The sequence below is a fragment of the Alistipes onderdonkii genome, from assembly GCF_025145285.1.
Lineage (GTDB): Bacteria > Bacteroidota > Bacteroidia > Bacteroidales > Rikenellaceae > Alistipes > Alistipes onderdonkii.
In genome coordinates, this window is the sequence record NZ_CP102251.1 from 970,053 (window position 1) to 987,845 (window position 17,793).

At 51.0% G+C, this 17,793-nt stretch carries 16 protein-coding genes; 10 read left to right on the forward strand and 6 right to left on the reverse strand.

The features are described from left to right. Positions 1 to 100 precede the first annotated feature (100 nt). From NQ559_RS04205 to NQ559_RS04240, 8 genes are all read left to right on the forward strand, one after another. Positions 101 to 1,123 (forward strand): fimbrial protein, encoded by a 1,023-nt coding sequence (locus NQ559_RS04205; RefSeq protein WP_018697487.1) that lies wholly within the window; start codon positions 101 to 103, stop codon positions 1,121 to 1,123. 62 nt (positions 1,124 to 1,185) lie between these two features. Further along, positions 1,186 to 3,753, forward strand: coding sequence for a DUF4906 domain-containing protein (locus tag NQ559_RS04210; RefSeq protein ID WP_026318679.1), 2,568 nt, complete (start codon positions 1,186 to 1,188; stop codon positions 3,751 to 3,753). A gap of 18 nt (positions 3,754 to 3,771) precedes the next feature. Next, positions 3,772 to 4,326 (forward strand): DUF3575 domain-containing protein, encoded by a 555-nt coding sequence (locus NQ559_RS04215; RefSeq protein ID WP_026318678.1) that lies wholly within the window; start codon positions 3,772 to 3,774, stop codon positions 4,324 to 4,326. A 4-nt stretch (positions 4,327 to 4,330) separates the two neighbouring features. Next, positions 4,331 to 6,163, forward strand: a complete 1,833-nt coding sequence (locus NQ559_RS04220) for a DUF4906 domain-containing protein (RefSeq protein ID WP_026318677.1) — start codon at positions 4,331 to 4,333, stop codon at positions 6,161 to 6,163. Between the two features lies 1 nt (position 6,164). Continuing rightward, on the forward strand, positions 6,165 to 7,811 hold the full coding sequence (locus NQ559_RS04225; protein ID WP_033395484.1) for a hypothetical protein: 1,647 nt from the start codon (positions 6,165 to 6,167) through the stop codon (positions 7,809 to 7,811). A gap of 141 nt (positions 7,812 to 7,952) precedes the next feature. Further along, on the forward strand, positions 7,953 to 8,693 hold the full coding sequence (locus tag NQ559_RS04230; RefSeq protein ID WP_227042932.1) for a radical SAM protein: 741 nt from the start codon (positions 7,953 to 7,955) through the stop codon (positions 8,691 to 8,693). A 4-nt stretch (positions 8,694 to 8,697) separates the two neighbouring features. Next, the gene (locus NQ559_RS04235; RefSeq protein WP_018697481.1) at positions 8,698 to 8,862 is read left to right on the forward strand and encodes a hypothetical protein; all 165 of its coding nucleotides are present in this window, start codon (positions 8,698 to 8,700) and stop codon (positions 8,860 to 8,862) included. Between the two features lie 12 nt (positions 8,863 to 8,874). Continuing rightward, positions 8,875 to 9,063: a hypothetical protein gene (locus NQ559_RS04240; RefSeq protein WP_195559210.1), complete on the forward strand. Its 189-nt coding sequence runs from the start codon at positions 8,875 to 8,877 to the stop codon at positions 9,061 to 9,063. 124 nt (positions 9,064 to 9,187) lie between these two features. Here NQ559_RS04240 and NQ559_RS04245 read toward each other — a convergent pair whose 3' ends face one another. The 6 genes from NQ559_RS04245 to NQ559_RS04270 all read right to left on the reverse strand — a co-directional run bounded on the left by NQ559_RS04245 (position 9,188) and on the right by NQ559_RS04270 (position 16,012). Beyond that, positions 9,188 to 10,597 (reverse strand): site-specific integrase, encoded by a 1,410-nt coding sequence (locus NQ559_RS04245; protein ID WP_018697480.1) that lies wholly within the window; start codon positions 10,595 to 10,597, stop codon positions 9,188 to 9,190. 382 nt (positions 10,598 to 10,979) lie between these two features. Next, on the reverse strand, positions 10,980 to 11,486 hold the full coding sequence (locus tag NQ559_RS04250; RefSeq protein ID WP_083923906.1) for a DUF1573 domain-containing protein: 507 nt from the start codon (positions 11,484 to 11,486) through the stop codon (positions 10,980 to 10,982). Between the two features lie 69 nt (positions 11,487 to 11,555). Beyond that, on the reverse strand, positions 11,556 to 12,161 hold the full coding sequence (locus tag NQ559_RS04255; protein ID WP_018697478.1) for a hypothetical protein: 606 nt from the start codon (positions 12,159 to 12,161) through the stop codon (positions 11,556 to 11,558). Between the two features lie 2 nt (positions 12,162 to 12,163). Then, entirely contained in the window at positions 12,164 to 13,333 is a 1,170-nt protein-coding gene (locus tag NQ559_RS04260) for a DUF4934 domain-containing protein (RefSeq protein ID WP_018697477.1), read from the reverse strand. Positions 13,334 to 13,395: 62 nt separating this feature from the next. Then, positions 13,396 to 13,779 carry a hypothetical protein gene (locus tag NQ559_RS04265; RefSeq protein ID WP_018697476.1) on the reverse strand — a complete coding sequence of 128 codons (384 nt, stop codon included), beginning with the start codon at positions 13,777 to 13,779 and terminating at the stop codon, positions 13,396 to 13,398. A 280-nt stretch (positions 13,780 to 14,059) separates the two neighbouring features. Further along, on the reverse strand, positions 14,060 to 16,012 hold the full coding sequence (locus tag NQ559_RS04270; protein ID WP_018697475.1) for a hypothetical protein: 1,953 nt from the start codon (positions 16,010 to 16,012) through the stop codon (positions 14,060 to 14,062). Between the two features lie 336 nt (positions 16,013 to 16,348). On the opposite strand from NQ559_RS04270, the gene NQ559_RS04275 reads away from it, so the two are divergent. Both NQ559_RS04275 and NQ559_RS04280 read left to right on the forward strand, forming a co-directional pair. After that, entirely contained in the window at positions 16,349 to 17,230 is an 882-nt protein-coding gene (locus NQ559_RS04275; protein ID WP_018697474.1) for a DUF1573 domain-containing protein, read from the forward strand. 198 nt (positions 17,231 to 17,428) lie between these two features. Further along, positions 17,429 to 17,740 carry a hypothetical protein gene (locus NQ559_RS04280; protein ID WP_018697473.1) on the forward strand — a complete coding sequence of 104 codons (312 nt, stop codon included), beginning with the start codon at positions 17,429 to 17,431 and terminating at the stop codon, positions 17,738 to 17,740. Positions 17,741 to 17,793: the final 53 nt, after the last annotated feature.

Here is a 17,793-nt window from a genome sequence, read left to right on the forward strand (position 1 = left end):
TGCGGACCGGGACAGGACGGCGCGGCCCTGCCGCAGACAACAAACACAGTATCAAAACTTTAATTTACAGCAACTTACATTTAAATTACACCGACTTAACATGAAAAAGATTCTTTTCGCGGCCTTTGCCGCACTTTCGATGATCGCCTGCAACAAAGACGACGCAACGACTATCATTCCCGACATCGACCACACCCCCGACGGCGCAATCGTCGCCATGAGGTTCACCGACGAAACCCCGACCCGTGCGTTCTTTGCCGAAGCCGCGGCCGCCGAAGCGTGGGAGAAATCCCTTTCCTCGCTCTCCGTGTACGTGTTCAACGCCAAAGGCGACCTTATCACCCTGCGCGACTTCACCGCTTCGGAACTCACGGCCCGCACCGCGACGTTCGCCCTGCCGCACGCCACAGCCGGAACGACCTGCGACTTCTACGCCGTAGCCAACATGTCCCTGTCGGGCGTCACCACGAAATCCGCGCTGCTGGCAAAGCTGGAAACATCCGCCGCAGACTATAACGGCACATTCGCAGAGGTGAGCACCCAAGCCAAGCGCAGCGGCGGCTTCGTAATGACGGCCGGAGTGAGCAAGGCCATCGCCGAGGGCGGCACGACATCCATAGCCCTGACACTCAAACGCACCGTCGCCAAAATCGCCGTGCAGACCTCCGTCGATGCGTCGTTCAATAGCAAGTATTCCGGAACGCTGACCGTAACGGGAACGAAGCTGCTGCGCGCCGCCAGCCACACGCCGATCATCGCTCCGGCCACACCGACGCCCGGAGCCATGACCTACACCCATACGCAGGCCCCGGCAACGGCATCCGGCAAGAATAACAATCTTTTTTACATCTTCGAAAACGGAGCTTTGGCCGAAGCGAGCCGCGTAGCGTTGGAGATCACCGCGACCTATGACGCCGACGGGAACGCTTCGACAACGGCCGACCGCATGGAAGTCATCTACACCGTTCCCCTCACGGGCAAGGCCGGGGGTGAAATCGCCCGCAACGGCTACTACCGTGTGGCCGCCAACATTACGGGTCTCGTGGGACAGGATTGCCAAGTCAGCGTGTCGGTCGCCGAGTGGGAAACACCCGTAACGCAGTCCGTCGATCTGGGCGCATAAACAACCTATTTATTAACCACCGCCCGCACCTTTCGGGGCGCGGGCGGTTATCATAACTCCCGATGAAACACACTATATTTTTTTTGCTCACCCTCGCTCTTTGCTGGGGCTGCATTTCCGACCGCGAGCCGGACGCCCGGTCGAAAGTGACGGTAGAACTGACCGTCAGGCCCGACCCCATGACCACGACGACCCGCACGACCGACGAAGCAGCGATCCGCGACCTGAATTTCTACCTCATAGACAGAAAAGGCGCAGTCGTCCTATATCGCTACCTCACCGCAACGACACTACGTTTCGAATGTCTGCCGGGCGACTACCTCGTACGCATTGCCGCGAACGTCGGGCGCAGTCTGGGCGAAACAGCCGATCTGTTCCAATACAAGGTGACATACCAAGAGCATTACAACATGCTGCCGATGTTCTGCGAACAGAAAACAACGATCTCATTATCCTCCGACGGCGTGGTGCAGTTGCCGCCCATAACCGTAAAGCGGGTTGTATCGAAAATCTCTTATAACCTTACCGCCAAGCCTGCGGACATGGAACTCAAATCGGTGCAGCTTATTTCCATCCCCCGCACTGCGGTGGTGTTCGCCCCAGACGGCACGGCGGCCGATAATCCCGACGACTATACCGACAGTCCCGAAACAACCCTGACGGGACAGCGGGCCGCAGGTTCTTACTACATGCTGCCCAACAGACAAGGGGTGAATACTTCGATTACCGACCAGAAACAGAAGAACGCCGACAATGCACCCGCTTGCGCATCGTGGCTGCTCATCCGTGCCACACGGGGCAGTAAGGTGCTGGCCTACTCGGTCTATCTGGGCGAAAACAATACGTCCGATTTCAACGTCCGGGCCAACAGCCATTACACGCTCAATATAACCCTGCTGAACGACAACACCGCAGACACTCGCATTGCGTCATATACTGCGACCGTGTACGACGATTTCGATGACGGCAATATCGGCAGCTACTGCGTGTATGACCCGGATTACAGCCTGCATGTCGATATGGTGAATGAAAACAGCTCGCTCGCTATCAGCGGGCGGTTAGAGGTAACACAAGGCGACAGCGATTATTTCGAATTTGACCGTAACGACTGCAATAGCAGCTTCGAATTTGAAATCTATAACCCCAAAGGCGGCAATTACTTTTACCTCGATTACCGCCCGCCGATCTTTACAAAAGACAATTCGCAACTGGCATACCGTGTGACCCTGACCGACGAATACGGATTCGCACAGTCTTACGATTTCAAACATACGATGGCAAATGTAGTCTACGTCCATACTTCCACGGGCGGAAGCGTCACGGCAGACAAATGCCTTTACGCCCAAACCGCGACCGAGGGCAGCGGGAAGCGCACCGCGGCGTTATGCCACGAGGACGGCTGCCGACTGACCGCCACGGCGACGGGTTACTACTTATTCGACGGCTGGTATGCCGACGCCGCATATACCCGGCTTCTTTCGTCGTCGGAGAGCTATACCTACATTCCCCGCGATCTGTACGCCGACATCTATGCCCGGTTCCGTGCCGTAGACACTCCGCTCGACAGCAAGGGAACGGCAAACTGCTACATAGCCCCAACCCTGAATACCCGCTATTCGTTTAACGCGACCGTTCAGGGTAACGGCAAAAACACGAGAAATATTTGGGCCCAAAATCTTAACGGAACTTCCGCTCGTATGCTTTGGGAATCGGATAGCAAAGTTGTTGAAAATGTATTGTATGCAGACAACCGTATCTCGTTCTCGACGGGGAACGCGCGGGGGAACGCCGTAATCGGATTGTTCGACGTTACGGATAATTGCATCTGGTCATGGCATATTTGGTCGGTCGATTACGACCCGGCAACCACAGCACAGACCTATGTTTCCGGAGCCGTTTTTATGGATCGAAACCTGGGAGCGATTTCTACCGACTGCACGCATCCCGCATCCCGCGGGCTTTACTACCAATGGGGCCGCAAAGACCCGTTCATCCATCCGGCAAATTGCACCAGCTATGAACCTGAAAGAGTGGTCTATACCGAAGGATTCGCATTTAATGTCAGCTATCCCCGAAACGCCAGGACTGAAAGCCCTTATGACGTAATGACCGTAGAGTGGTCGATTGCTCATCCAACAACCTTTATGAGCGATGCCATGTACGAAGATTGGGAAGAGTGGGCATCTGTTGTGGATTGGCTTTACAATCATCATCCGAATCTTTGGGGTAATATCACGACGAGCAACAGCAATATCAGCAAGATAAGCTACAAATCTATCTATGATCCGTGTCCCGTTGGTTGGAAAGTTCCCAGCCCCGAAGATTTTGTCGGAATCGAGCGGGTAAGTCAGTCGTCGCCCTATTATGTAACGATTCATTACAACGGTAATCGCACTACGAATATTCCGATCGGAGGGACTTTCGTCGATACACGCTTTATGAATAACGGACAACTCGGACGACTTTACACCAATGCGCCCTACTATATGTTCTGGGGAACGTATGGCTGTCGGTATGGCGATATTTCCTGCACCTCGATTATTTTCTCGACGGGTTCCGTACCCTCATTTATCGACACAACAGATTATTACCGCTATGCCGCAAATCCTATCCGCTGTATTCGGGAATAGACAGAAAGAATTACAACCATGAAGAAAAGACACATCATCACCTTAATGCTCTGCCTGCTGGCTTTGTGGGGCAAACCTCATCGGGCCGCAGCGCAGTTTTTCAGCGCCAAAGTAAACGCACTGGCCGCACTCACCGGAACGGTGAACGTCGGCCTCGACGCGGCCGTCGCCGATAAATGGACGCTCGACGTATCCGGCTACTGGAACCCGATTAATTCCGATTCGTTCAGTTGCCGCCTGTACGCCGCACAGATCGGCACGAAACGCTGGCTGTACGAGGCTTTCGTAGGACATTTCATCAGTGGCCAGCTTACCTACGGAAATTACCTGTACGGCGGCTCACGGCACTACTACAAGGGCAATATGGCCGGGCTGGGGTTCAGCTATGGCTATGCCTGGCTACTCTCGAAGCGGTGGAACATCACAGCCGAAATCGGCGTCGGAGTCTTTTACATGAAAGATACCCGCCGCGACCGCACATTGCCCGAATACGAATCCATCATCATTCACCACTATAAGCGATGGGTGGTCGGCCCCTCACGCGCAGAGGTAAGTTTTAACTACTTATTCTAACCCTATGAAAAAGATATTTTATATTCCGATCTGCATGATGCTTTTTTGCTGCGCCTGCTCGGATGCGGACATAAATCCTAATCCGACGACGCAGGCACAGCAGATCACCATGACGTTCCGATGCGGCGAAATGTCCCCGACACGCAGTGCATCGAGCGACACCCGCATCGACGACATCAACCTGTACCTGTTCCCTGTGAATGGCGGCCCGGCCCGGCACATATACATCGCCCCCGTGCAGTCGGTCGTACTCGAACTGCCCAAAGGGGACTATACGCTTTATGCCATCGCAAACCTCGCCCGCGATACAGGCGACCGGGCGGAGGATTTCGTTCGCACGCTGCGCGTCGAACGGGATCCTTTGGCCCTCGCGGATGCACCCTTTCCCATGTCCGCACAGCAGGCTGTTACCGTGCGCGGCGACACGCAGATCGCCGTGTCCTTGGTTCGCGCCGTGGCAAAGGTCAATTTCAGCTACACGGTAGCCGCCGATTTCGCAAAGTCTTTTCGTGTGAAGTCCGTGCAGCTTCGCAGCGTCCCGCTCACCGCAGCCCTTTTAGGCTCCAGCCGGGCCAATGCCGCCGGGGAAGTGGCAGACATGGAAAAGGTATCAGCGACGGGAACTGAATACAACGCAACCTACTACCTGCTGGAAAACCGTCAGGGACAGGTCGCGGGAATCGGTTCCCAACAGCAGAAAGACGAAGCCCATGCCCCGGAATATGCGACTTACATAGCCATAGAGGGCAAAGCCGCAAATGTTAAGGTCGTGTACCGCATATACCTCGGCGAGAATAACACCACGGATTTTAACGTCGTTCGCAACCGGGTTTACAACATCAATGCACGTATTCTCGGTATGAACACCGTGGACTGGCGCGTATCGACAGCCGAAGTAGCCGTTACGCCTTTGGCCGAAAGTTACAGGCCCGGCGCATCCGCCGCTGCGAGGTTGGAACTCGTGTCCACGAACGATGCGGAGAATGATTATTACCTCTCGTACCACCTCGACGCGGGACAGGGCATCGTCACCATCGACGGGGAGCGCCGTACGGCAGGCACACCTTATCCGCTGCTCTCCGGAAACGGCACGGCGACGGCTGGCATCGCCTATACACAAGAGGTCTCCGGCGACGTGCGCCTGCGCCTGACCGTCACGGATAAACACGGGATCAGCATGGAGCGCATCCTGACTACCACCTACAAGAACCCGCCAATAACCGCGACCTATACCCAAGAAGGGTATGAGTTGGCCGCAATGGACAGGGCCTATGTTACGTTTACCGTGTCCCAACCCGGTTATACGGGCAGGTATAAAGCCCGCTTGAACGGTGAGGGTGCGACATTCTTTCAGGGACATTACAGTGCAGATATTCCGAAAACAGAACTGACCTTATACGAGGGAAACGGAACTTATGAACTGCGCATAAAACCAGAAGCCGTAGGCGAAATCCCCTTTACCGTAACCATCACCGACGAGCAGGGAAACAGTACTTTTTTCGAATCTTCCGTGAAAGGCGTGAAAACGACAGCGAATTTTTCGCTCGATTTCAGGCTGATGACCGGAGCGCTCGATATTGTCATGGAATCGTCTTATCCCGTCAGCGAAGATTTGAAGATCACGGTTACGGCCTCCGTAAAGATCGTCTATTCGGGCGGATATACAAGAATGCAGGATTATACGTTCGACGTGTTTTTCGAAGCCGAGCGCTCACGGGGAACAGGCTATGTATATCTCGACCTGCAAGGCCGATATGACATTTCCATTGTTTCGTACACTATGGAATCCGACACTCCGGTTTCATTGAACGGTATGGTCGAATACAAACTACAATAGAATGAACAAAAACAGAATAGTAACCGGGGTCTGCTGCATGGTTCTTTTTTGCGGCTGTTCCATAACGGGGCATCTGGAGCGGCGGCAATACCGCGCCGACGTGCTGCATGTCAGCCGCGAACAGCGCGAACGCGAGCAGCAGGCCTACCAGCCGCCCGTATTGAAGATCGAGCGCGACAGCAACCGCTTCTACCTCGTACCGACCGAAGTGCAGGAGAACGGCAAACGTATCATGGCGATGCAGATTCAAGAGGTAACGATCCGCGCCCGCGCCCGGACACTCCCCGAACGGCTTGGAAAAGTCACTATCGACTTTGTGATCGACATGCCCCGGCAGTTGCAGGGCACGTGCCGAAGCGTCGTAGTAACCCCGTATTTGCACAAATACGGCGAAGCACATCCTTTACAGGACATCACCATTCGGGGCGGGCTGTTCTCGCGGGTACAGCAGCGCGACTACTGGCAGTTCGACAAATATGTCCGGGTATTCGCACCCGACAGCAACGCCGAAGCCCACGCATTTGCCCGGTTCGTGAAATATCCCTACCCCCAGGGTGTGCGGCTCGACAGCGTGGCCGCACATCCCGGCCATATCTCGTACTACTATTCGCAGGAAGTGCCGACGGATGAAACGTCGAAAACAATGCTCGTCACGTTGCAGGGCCGCGTTGTGGCGCTCGATGACAGCAGCTACACGCTGCCGCCGTCCGACACGCTGACCTATCATGTTTCGTCGATGCTCTCATTCGTCGATACCACGACCCGCTACAAAATAAAGGTCATCAGTAAGTACGCAACCGTGCAGGACCGCAACTACATTCAGTTTTTGGTGAACGACACCCGCGTACTCGACACCCTCGGCAAAAACGCCGCACAGCTCGGTAAGATTCAGGCGCGCATGGCCGAACTGATCGCCCAGCAGGAATTTTACGTCGATAGCGTCGTACTTACGGCTTCGGCATCCCCGGAGGGCCGTTTTAACCGTAACCGCACATTGGCACAAGGTCGCGCCCACGCACTCAAAGGTTACCTGCAGGAGCGCATCGGTCCCCAAGTAGATACCCTCGTCCGCGTGCGGTGGGTGGCGGAGGACTGGCCCGAACTGGCCGCCCGCATCCGTGGTGACGAAAGCCTGCCGCAACGCGCCGAAATATTGGAGTTAATCGCCGCCGAAAAAGACCCTGACCGACGGGAGCAGGTGATCCGCGAACGATACCCGGCGGAGTATCAGAACATCAAAGAAAACGTATATCCGTGGCTTCGGGCCGTGACAATGCGATACGACCTGCGACGCAGGGGGATGATCCGCGACACTATTCACACCCGCGAGGTCGATACAGCTTACATGCGGGGTGTAGACCTGCTGCAAAAGCGCAGGTACGCGAAAGCCCTTTACAACCTGCTTGAATACCGGGATCGGAACACCGTCGTAACCCTCCTTTCGCTCGGCCATGATGCACAGGCGTTGGAAATCCTCGCTGGGCTGGAGAAGTCCGCGACGACCGAATACCTGAAAGCCGTCGCTTGTTCTCGGCTGGGTCGCAAGGCAGAGGGCCGCGAACATTTCCTGACCGCCTGCGGTATGGACGAGCGGATGCAGTACCGCGGGAATCTCGATCCCGAAATAACCGAACTTTTAAAACAATAAACCATGAAAATAGGACTGATAGACGTAGACGGCCACCACTTCCCGAACCTCGCGCTGATGAAGTTGTCCGCATGACACAAAGTCCACGGCGACAGCGTGGAGTTCGCCGACCCCATGTTCGGGCAGTATGACCGGGTGTATATGGCAAAGGTGTTTACGTTCACTCCCGACTATCCCCACGTTTTCCCCTGCGAAGTCGTGAAAGGCGGAACCGGGTATCGGGATTATGCGCGGGTCCTGCCCGAAGAAGTGGAACACTCCTGCCCCGATTACGGGTTGTATGATTATCCTGCGGCAGTAGGTTTCCTGACCCGCGGATGCGTGAACCGCTGCCCGTGGTGCGTAGTCCCCCGTAAAGAGGGGGCAATCCGGGCAAATGCCGACATTGAGGAATTTTTAGGCGGACGCCGCAACGCCGTACTGCTCGACAACAACGTACTTGCGTCCGGGTGGGGACTGGAGCAGATCGAGAAGATCATCCGGTTAGGGGTGCGGGTGGACTTCAACCAGGGTCTTGATGCCCGGCAAATCGCCCGGAATACCGAAATCGCAGAACTGCTCTCCCGCGTGAAGTGGTCGAAGTATATTCGCATGGCATATGACAGCTCCGCCGTCCGGGACAACGTTCACAGGGCAATAGAAAGGCTGAAAAAATGCGGCGTGAAGCCCGCAAAGATGTTTTTCTATGTCCTCGTTCGGGACGTGGATGACGCGCTGGGCCGCATCGAAGAACTGCGTGCGCTGGGATGCCAGCCCTTTGCACAGCCTTACCGCGACTTTGAGAGCAAGATACACCCCACACCCGAACAGCGGCGACTGGCCCGCTGGTGCAACCACAAAGCGATATTTCACACCGTGGATTTCAAAAACTACAAAAAATAAGATTATGAAAAGAAAAACATTCGTAAGCATCTTGATCGTACTGCTGACCCTGCTCGGCCTGACCCGCTGCAAGCTGGCAGAGGTCGAAAATATCGACGTAATACCGTGTCCCGACGTTGTAATCGACACGGTAATCATTCCCGGCTGGGACGACCAGCCCGACAACTAAATCGAACGCCTTATGTCTATTGATGAATTATTGCGGAATACCAACGGCATAAGCGTAACAGTGAGCCTGGATGACCTGCGGCAGCTATTCTCCGAAATAGCCCGCAATACAGCGCCGATAACTGCACTGGAAGAAAGCCCTCGAACATTGACACGTAAAGAAACGCTGCAAAGGCTCGGTATAGATTCCTCGACCTTATGAAACTGGGAACGGGCAGGATATATCAAATCTATGCCTTTCGGCGGCAGGAAACGCTATCTGGAGGAAGATGTCGAAAATATCAGAACAGGGAAAAATGAGAGGTAGGCTTTCACCTACCTCTTTTTTACTCCAACATATTTACCAATTCTTTTTTCATATCCTCGTCAATATCCCGATAGCGGGCAAACGCCTTGCTACCCTCTTTATGACCGCTCAATGCTCCTACCAAATTAGGATCCTTAACATTTTTATAGATATTACCGATAAATGTCCTACGAGCCATGTGCGACGATGCAATTTCATAAATCGGTCGCTGTTCCTCTTGACGGGTCTGTTGATTAATCACAGTAACAGTCCGAGTAATGCCGGCGCGCAAAAAAACTTTTTTAATATATACATTATAAGTTTGTTGCGCGACAAACGGCATAATTGTTTTACGCTCCAGATTCCGATAACGGTTTATTATTTCCAATGCCGTTTCCGTCAAAGGAACCCTTATCGTATTTACGCGATCATTCCGGGTTTTGGACGGGATATATTCGATAGCATTTCCTATAAGATTATCATACGTCATATTATAATAATCTCCTACCCTACAACCGATCAGACATTGAAGAACAAAAACATTTTTTTGCTGTTCCAATACCGGATCATCAGACATATCAGTTTCATGTATCTTTTTTCGTTCAGCAACCGAAATATAGATCGGTTTCCCATAAACACTTTCGTTGATCCGATACTCCTTAAAAGGATTCTTTTGCGCATATCCCTCTTCAATAGCCCAAATCATAAATGATCGAAACCTTGTCATAATATCTGTAACCGTATTCTGACCGCGTACAACAGGCATCCCTTTCGGTCGCGGGTTTCCGGTCGCATCCAAATAAGGCTTGACCTTTCTTACCGATTTTTTCGGAACTTTCAACGAATAAGGTACAGCTTCATATATTTGCGGATATTGCAGAAAAAATTCCCTCTCATGGAATAAAAAATGTTCTATTTCGGATAAATCCTCATGGGTAAGTTTCGCAATATCCAGTTTGTAGCGCCGATTCCCAAGCTGTTTATACATTTCAAACCGCTGCAAACAGCGACGCAAAACGCTTAAATGCTTTATACGCGCCTCTGAAAATTTACGCTTCTTTATATATCCGTCAAATAAAGAAAAGAAATTATCCGCAGGTGTTTTCTCGGATTTATTCTTCGGCTCTTTGGACTTTTTATAGAATCGAGCAACAATTTTTTCCGCCCAAATCTTATCAATAATGTTTTTATCATCCGCATTTAATATAGCTTCTTCGACATATAAGGTTAATTGACGCAACAATTCTTTTTTATTCAGTAACGCAGTTTGTTCTTCACCCGGAATAGTCGGAATCGTAATATTATTTTTCTTACCCCAGCGTTTTTCATCGACCCATATATTTGACTTAATACGCACAAAGTAACCCATCCGAACATACATCCGAATTATAATTTGCGCCTCACCCAAATTGTTTTTAGACTTTGCTAAACTATATGTCGTCTTTGCCATAAAAAAGGTATTTTCTTATCTCAAAGATATATAAAATACTGATATTCACCAATAAAATTTGACACTATTTTGACACTAACCCACAAAAACAATCAAAAACACAATCAATAAAAAACAATCTAAATGCAAACTATATCATTGTATTTCAATATATTATAAATCATTTGTATTTTTGCCCATTTGAAAGAAATTGCATTTTGTGATTCCTGTCCTGGGCACTTGGTTAAGCCTCGTAATCTTTGATTACGGGGCTTTTTTAGTTTTCAGTATAACCGTCCTCCACACCCATGCAAGGGCACTGCCCGGGATCGGACACGGGACAAAACAGCGATTCCGCACCGAACGCCCCCGCAGCCCGCAATGCATGCCCGACCGGTCGAAGCTATTCCTCGCCCACCCCCTCAATCGCGATCTCGAAAGGCGAAGCGGCGCCCGCATGGTAGATAAACAACTTCCGGAAGAACACTCCATCCCGTTCGGCTTCATAGGTCACTTCGATCCGCGACCGCCGGCCGGGCAGCAGGGGCGCCTTGTCCCAGACAGCCGAAGTGCATTCGCAGGTGGTCATTACTTTGGTGATTAAGACAGGGCACGAACTGACGTTGGTGAAGCGGAATACGATTTTTTTCTTATGTCCCACCCTTATCCGCCCCAGGTTTGCAACCCGGGATTCGAACCGGAAAAGCGTATCGCTGCCGGCAAGGCCGGCGTGTTCCCGATCTGTACCGATCAGTGCCGGAGTGGGTAGCAGCCCGTCGGCCGCCCCCTCTCCGCCATTTGCCACGAAGCACATGATTCCCGCGGCCACGACCATAACCACAACCACGACCACGGCTACGGACATCGGCACCGCGACCGCACTGAATACCTGACTATTTTTTTTATCCATCTTCGACAGAGCCCCATATTATTGATGAACGAAACCACAGGACAGCTTCAATATCGGGTCATAGAGAAGCTACAATTTTTCCAGCAGCGCCCGAAGGAAATTTTCAGTTTGCTGCGATGTTTCTTTAAATGCGGTAAAGAAACCCTCGCATCTCATATCTTGTGTAAGGATAAAGAAATAGGGATTGTTGACATCTTCTATCGGAATTCCGAGTCGGTCAACGCTATACAGCCCGCAGGAGACTTCATACGTGTTCCTGAGTATCCTCAAGTCCCTTGCATTGTGATAATCGCACAGTATGATCAGCCCCATTTGGGCACGGTCATCGAGGATCGATTTCAACAGCTTGAAGTGCATCGCAATACAGGGCAGGCAATTCATTCTGCTGAAACGATAGACCAGCGTTCTGCCATGCGCGGACACGACCTCCGACAAAGGTGACTTATTGCCCTCCGCGTCAGTCAGCACCGTCGTGGGGGAAAGGCAAAACCCTTCCGAGGAGAGCTCATAGGGCCTGCAAAAAGCCATATTCTCGAATGCGGTCTGAATTACCGCCATTCTGTTCAACTGCTTCGAATAGGCGATATATGTTTTTGCCATGACACAGGCCGTGAACCCGAAAAGGAGCACCAAACCCGCTGAAAGCAGGAGGACATGCGGCTTCTGTTTGGGCATGGCTATTCCTCCTGTTTTATGTCGAATACGAACAATACCGGGTTATCGTTCTCGGACAGTTTATCCAGCAATCCGTACAACTCTTTTTCAAACCCGGTTTTCGGTGTTCTGTCCGATATGTTTTTATATCCGTGTGCGAAAGTATTTGCGTTAATCCAATATATTACCTCGTTGCCGATTACACGTTTTACGCTGAAAAAGAATTTATCCGAAAAATTACTATCGGTAGCAAATTCATAGATCGACATTTTATCGTCCTCCTTGTCATATAAGAAATAATAATCCTTTTCACCCGTAAAAGTCACCTCCGCAAAAATATACCGTTCCGATTGCTGAATCCGGTTTATCCCCAATACGGCATTTCGCCCCCGGTTATCCTCGAAAACTTTTTCGGGTCGCCCCGAAGTGTATTTGGCTTTGGGGTCTTTGAACTCCATACGGTATTGCACACAGACACTGTCTTTGGAAACCTTATAGATATGATCGTCTCCCGAATAAATCATCAGGGCTTCGTTTCCTGCTATTCCGTATTGGGGGCCGTTTATTCCCAGAACATCGGGATCTTTTTTAAAAGGCAGATATTTGGAATAGCCATCCCCATCCCGAGCGTTCGAAAAAAGCCGGTATTTACCAATCGCAGAATTACTCCAATCGTTCATATAATAAATAATATCCCCAATGGCAAATAATTCTGTACACCTGAGACGTTTGAATAAATCATAGTCGTCCGAAACAGGTTGTAAGGTCAGACGATCATAGAACACCTGTTTTCCTGCAAAATGGTCTATTACAATAATATTACGATCTGTAACCGTCATATAGGAAAGATTGGTATACTCACCCGGGCCGCGCCCGTGCTTATGGATTTTTCCGGCATAACTCCCGTCCGGATTGAAAACATAGACCGACTGCGACATATGATCCATGATATAAAACTTTCCGTCCACGATTTCCAATCTATCGATATTGGATATTAAGCACTCGTCATTCGTCGCAAGGGGAATGACCCGGAAGGTGGTATCGAGTATTTTGTTGAAATCGGAGTTCGTCACACTTTCCTCCGAATTGAAAACAATACTTTTCACATTGCCTGCCACTTCCGCATTATTCGAGGAACAAGCTGTTGCGAAGAAACTGATTATACAAATAATATGTAACGTGATTTTTTTCATAATTTTAATTATTATCGTTTTTTTCTTTGCACACTCTGATGAGTGTGCAAAGATTTTATTTTTTAATTTGTAGTCTGGCATGAATACGCAGTACACCCGGAACCGCCTTTGTCGCATATTTCCATAATTCCTTCCACTTTAACAGACGTATACCCCAACGTTCCGGTCTGCTTTTCGCTTGAAAAAGATATCTCTCCATTTAAGCTCACATTGCGAAACAGAATACAGGTCTTAGGTTTTCCCTGTAAATGTTCATAATAGAATTTTGAGCCATCACCTTTGTTATTACTTCCTTCATTGTTACTTGTCTCCTCATTTTCATTATTCGTCAAAGCTTCGATATTGACAGACAGCAGTGCCTGGGTAGTTTTATTGTAAGTGATAAAACCCAGCACCAAGGCGAAAGTCAGAAATGCAGCACAGAGTATAAAAATAAATTTTTTCATGTTTTTGTTTTTTAAATTCTCGATTGATACCTGCGATCCGGCAACGCTCCGTCGGCGTTATTTCCGAATCCAGTTTGTCGCCCGTCAGGCCGGGCCAGCCTACTAAACAGTGGGAAGGCAATAGTCTTCGGTCTATATCCGTTATCTTACATAAATAAACAGCACCTCCTTTCTTTTTGAAGGGAGCCCGGGGCGGAGATCGCTGCGCATGAATTTGCACGATTCGGCAGCGACCCCGCCCTTTTCGTTCCCTGAATCTCAGTTTGCCGGCACGGCACGGCTACCACCATATTTGTTCGTCGTTCTCGTACGTAAAAATACGTTCCTCCTTGCCCTTGGTATGGTTCCTCAAAAGCAACAGGGCATTCCCGGGGACATTGTCGTAGTGTAAAACATGCGTCCGATCCCCGATGCGCCTGCCGAGGGATACGAACCGGCCATCGCGGCAATAGAACAACTCGTAAAGCTCGTCCGCCTGTATGAAATTATCGTCATTGCGCGGCAGGAACATCACGCTACCCAGGGTCTGAGGCCGGTCGAAAGCCATGCCGCCCCAGCAGCGGGATTCCTGCGGGGCATTGAAATAGGTGAGCGGATCCCCGTCGAATAATTTGTATTTGTCGTCGCCCGAATTCCCGTAGCTGCCTTCGGTTCCGATTATCTCCCCGACGAGCTTTTCCCCCGACGGGGCATAGAACCCGACCTCGGCCATATTCACGAATGCACCGCTCGGGGAGAGATAACGTATATACCGGAAGGTTATGCTGTCCCCCAGTTGCGCGTAATACGGCCTGGCTTCCGGCACCTCGGGCGTAACGTAGACAGTCCGGGCATCCCGGAAATCGGGACTGTCCGCAACCTGGAACCGGCCGTTTTTCACCCGGTTGAGGATAAACTCCAGCTCAAAGAAAACCGGGTATTTCCGCTTCAGTGTGACGGAAACCTCGGCCCCGTCGGGTTTACGCACCGCCACCCCGCCCTCTTTCGAGACCGTAAACGGATCCGTTGCCGGAAGAAGGAGCCCCCGGTCATAATACATGACCATATAGGCGCAGCCCTTTTCGACATGATCGAACGCCACCCGCCCGCGCTTTATCCGGCTCCAGGCGACAGGCACCCAGTTCCGGTTGTCGAAAACGACCAGGTAGGCGAATTTCTTTTTGGCCGCGATCGGGATCGTCAGTTTCATGGCAAGGTCGATGCCGTCGAAATACGATTCCGAAACGTCCTTTATGAAGGGGGATCGGAAGGCCGGCGGAATTCCCTCCGCCAGGGCTCCCCTTTGGTTGGGCAGGCTCTGGGGCTGGAAACTGAACATCTTGCGGTAAACCTTCCCGACACGCTCCTGCGGCCGGGATTCGAAATGCTTGCCGAATTCCGGGTCGCTCATCCCGAAAGAGTAGAGCACGCTATCGACCCGCAGCGAATTCCAGCTGTGCGACTGGCTCCGGTTGGCCCACTGGATAATGTAGTCGTAATTTACAGGCAGCCCGACGCTCCTCAGCGCATACCACATCAGGCTCGTGATCTCGGGGCATGCACCGCCTGCCGCCCGCAGGTAATCCGACGGCCTCAATGCCATCCTCATGACCGATTCGTCGATGACCTCGTAATCCATTCTGCGCAGGCTGTCCTGGATCGTCCTGGCCGCAATGTAACGATCCGCCCCAGCCTGCTGCAGGGGGCGGATTATTTCAGCGAGGAAATCCCTGTAATGAGGCATCCAGTCCTCCGCCAGTTCGTTCTCGATCCGGTAAGGCAGGACATATTCACAGAAATCGCCGAACGACAGCCCCTTTGTCCACGGGTAGTCCAGCGTCGCAAAAGCATTGTCGATATGCCGGATCAAAAAATCGCGGCTGAGTTCTGAAAGGTCGAATGCCGGATGTACGTTCGTAAAATCGGGATTATAATTCTTCGCCCTGCCCCTCAGCACCTGCCTGGGGATATCCTTATCACAGAAAAGGGAATCATAATCGCATTTGAAATCCTCCAGTCCCTTTCCCGCATAGCCGTAATGGAGCGGAAGGTTCTCGATCAGGAACCGGGCCGCCCGGTATTTCAGCGAATCGGCCTTGTCCGTGCTGTAATGTTGCAGAACCGCTTCCAGTTCCGGACGGTTTTCGCCCGCAAGTTCCAAAGCCGCCTCCAGCCGGGATTCACAACCGGCGCATATCCATGCCAAACCGAACGATAAGATCAGCCTGACGGCAGTACGGTCAAAATTTTTCATGATCGAAACACTTTTACATCTATTCTTCCCTTCCAGTTACTATCCACCCCGGATGGGGGGGGGTACCCACGCAACCCATCCCGGATTTTATTTATCCAGTCAACGATTACCATGTTTTTCAATACGACAATCGGCAAAGCTGTTATCATAACAAGATTGATCAAGCGGGGTGATATCTTCTGTGAAGATACTTTTTAAAACATCAAAAACAAAATATTTTTACATTATTTTGAACCAATATTAATATTTTTGTTTTATTTTGTAGTAGATAATCAAATATCTTGATTAACTATATAATGATTGCGTCTTTATTTTGTGTTCTTAAAATAAAATTATATGGCCAAATTCTGCTATTTGATGACCGGAATCATCATCATCCCGCTGTGGTGCACCTCGTGCAATGACAATAATCCCAGGAAAGAAATCCAGAAGATCGTAAAGGAATGGATCGGGAAAACGGTACTGCTGCCGCAGGATATACAACCGACTTCGTATTCCTGCGACACGGTTTACGACCCCGCGAAATCGAAAAAACCATTCAGGATACTGAATTTCACCGATTCGATAGGCTGCACCTCCTGCAAGCTGAAATTGTTGACCTGGAACGCTTATGTGAGGGAAATCGACACGACGCTGGCCGACAAGGTCGATTTCCTGTTCTATTTCCACCCGCAGAACGAGCGGGAACTCGGGTTGATATTACGAGCCGACGGGTTCGAACTGCCGTTTTATATCGACCGTAAAAATGAAATCGACAGGCTGAATGGCTTTCCGAAGAACCAGGCCTGCCAATGTTTTCTCCTCGACAGCACCAACAAGGTTCTATTGGTCGGCAACCCGACGCATAAGCCGCGGCTTTGGGAGCTGTATAAGGAGATAATATCCGGGAAGAAGGCGGACAAAGTTCCCACGACCGACATCCGTATCGCCCGACTGGAAATCGAGGTTCCGGATTTGAGGATCGGCAGCACGGCACAGGCGGCCTTCGTCCTGGAAAACACGGGGAACAAACCGCTGGTAATAACCCACATCGACGCCTCCTGCGGGTGTACGAAACCGTCATGGAACCGGAGCCCCGTCATGCCCGGAGAGAAATCCGAAATCAAAGTGGAGATAATCCCCGACAAGGCCGGGGCTTTCGACAAGACATTGCGGGTCTTCTGCAATACGTCCGCCGGCAGCACTTCGCTGAAGATCATCGGTATGGTAGAGGAATAATTATCGGGAAAAACGAGGGCGGAGAATTGCCTCGGGAAAAGACACGTTTTCTCCGCCCGGCCGCCAAATCCCGGAAAAGGAAAGGAGGTTGTGCAAAAATAGTCAATTGATCCCAAACCCCAAGCGGGTTAGCCGTTGTTGAAAGGATAGACACAACGCATCGAGTAAACTGTGAACGAACAGAAAAAGAAAAACGCTATGAAAAAGAAAATTACGTTCGGCTTGGTGGCATTCGCCATGGTGGCAGCCTCGGCCGTATTTATGAAGAGCATTGCCAAGGACGACCTGTCCGCAATGATCCAGGCCAATGTGGATGCATTGGCAGAGTTTGAGTGGAATGGACAATCATGGAACGAAAACTCCGATCATTGGTTTGGTGAACGTTGGCTACCTTCGCTGAAAGAGTGCGTTACAACCAATTGGTTGGGTAAACCTTTTTACGGGAAACAGGTAGTCTGTGAAATTGGGGCTGGAAATTGCTTCAATGGCACCGATTGTACAAACTCATAATTAATTCAGTAACGGTTGGTGTATTTATCAGCTTTGGTTGTAATTGCATCAAC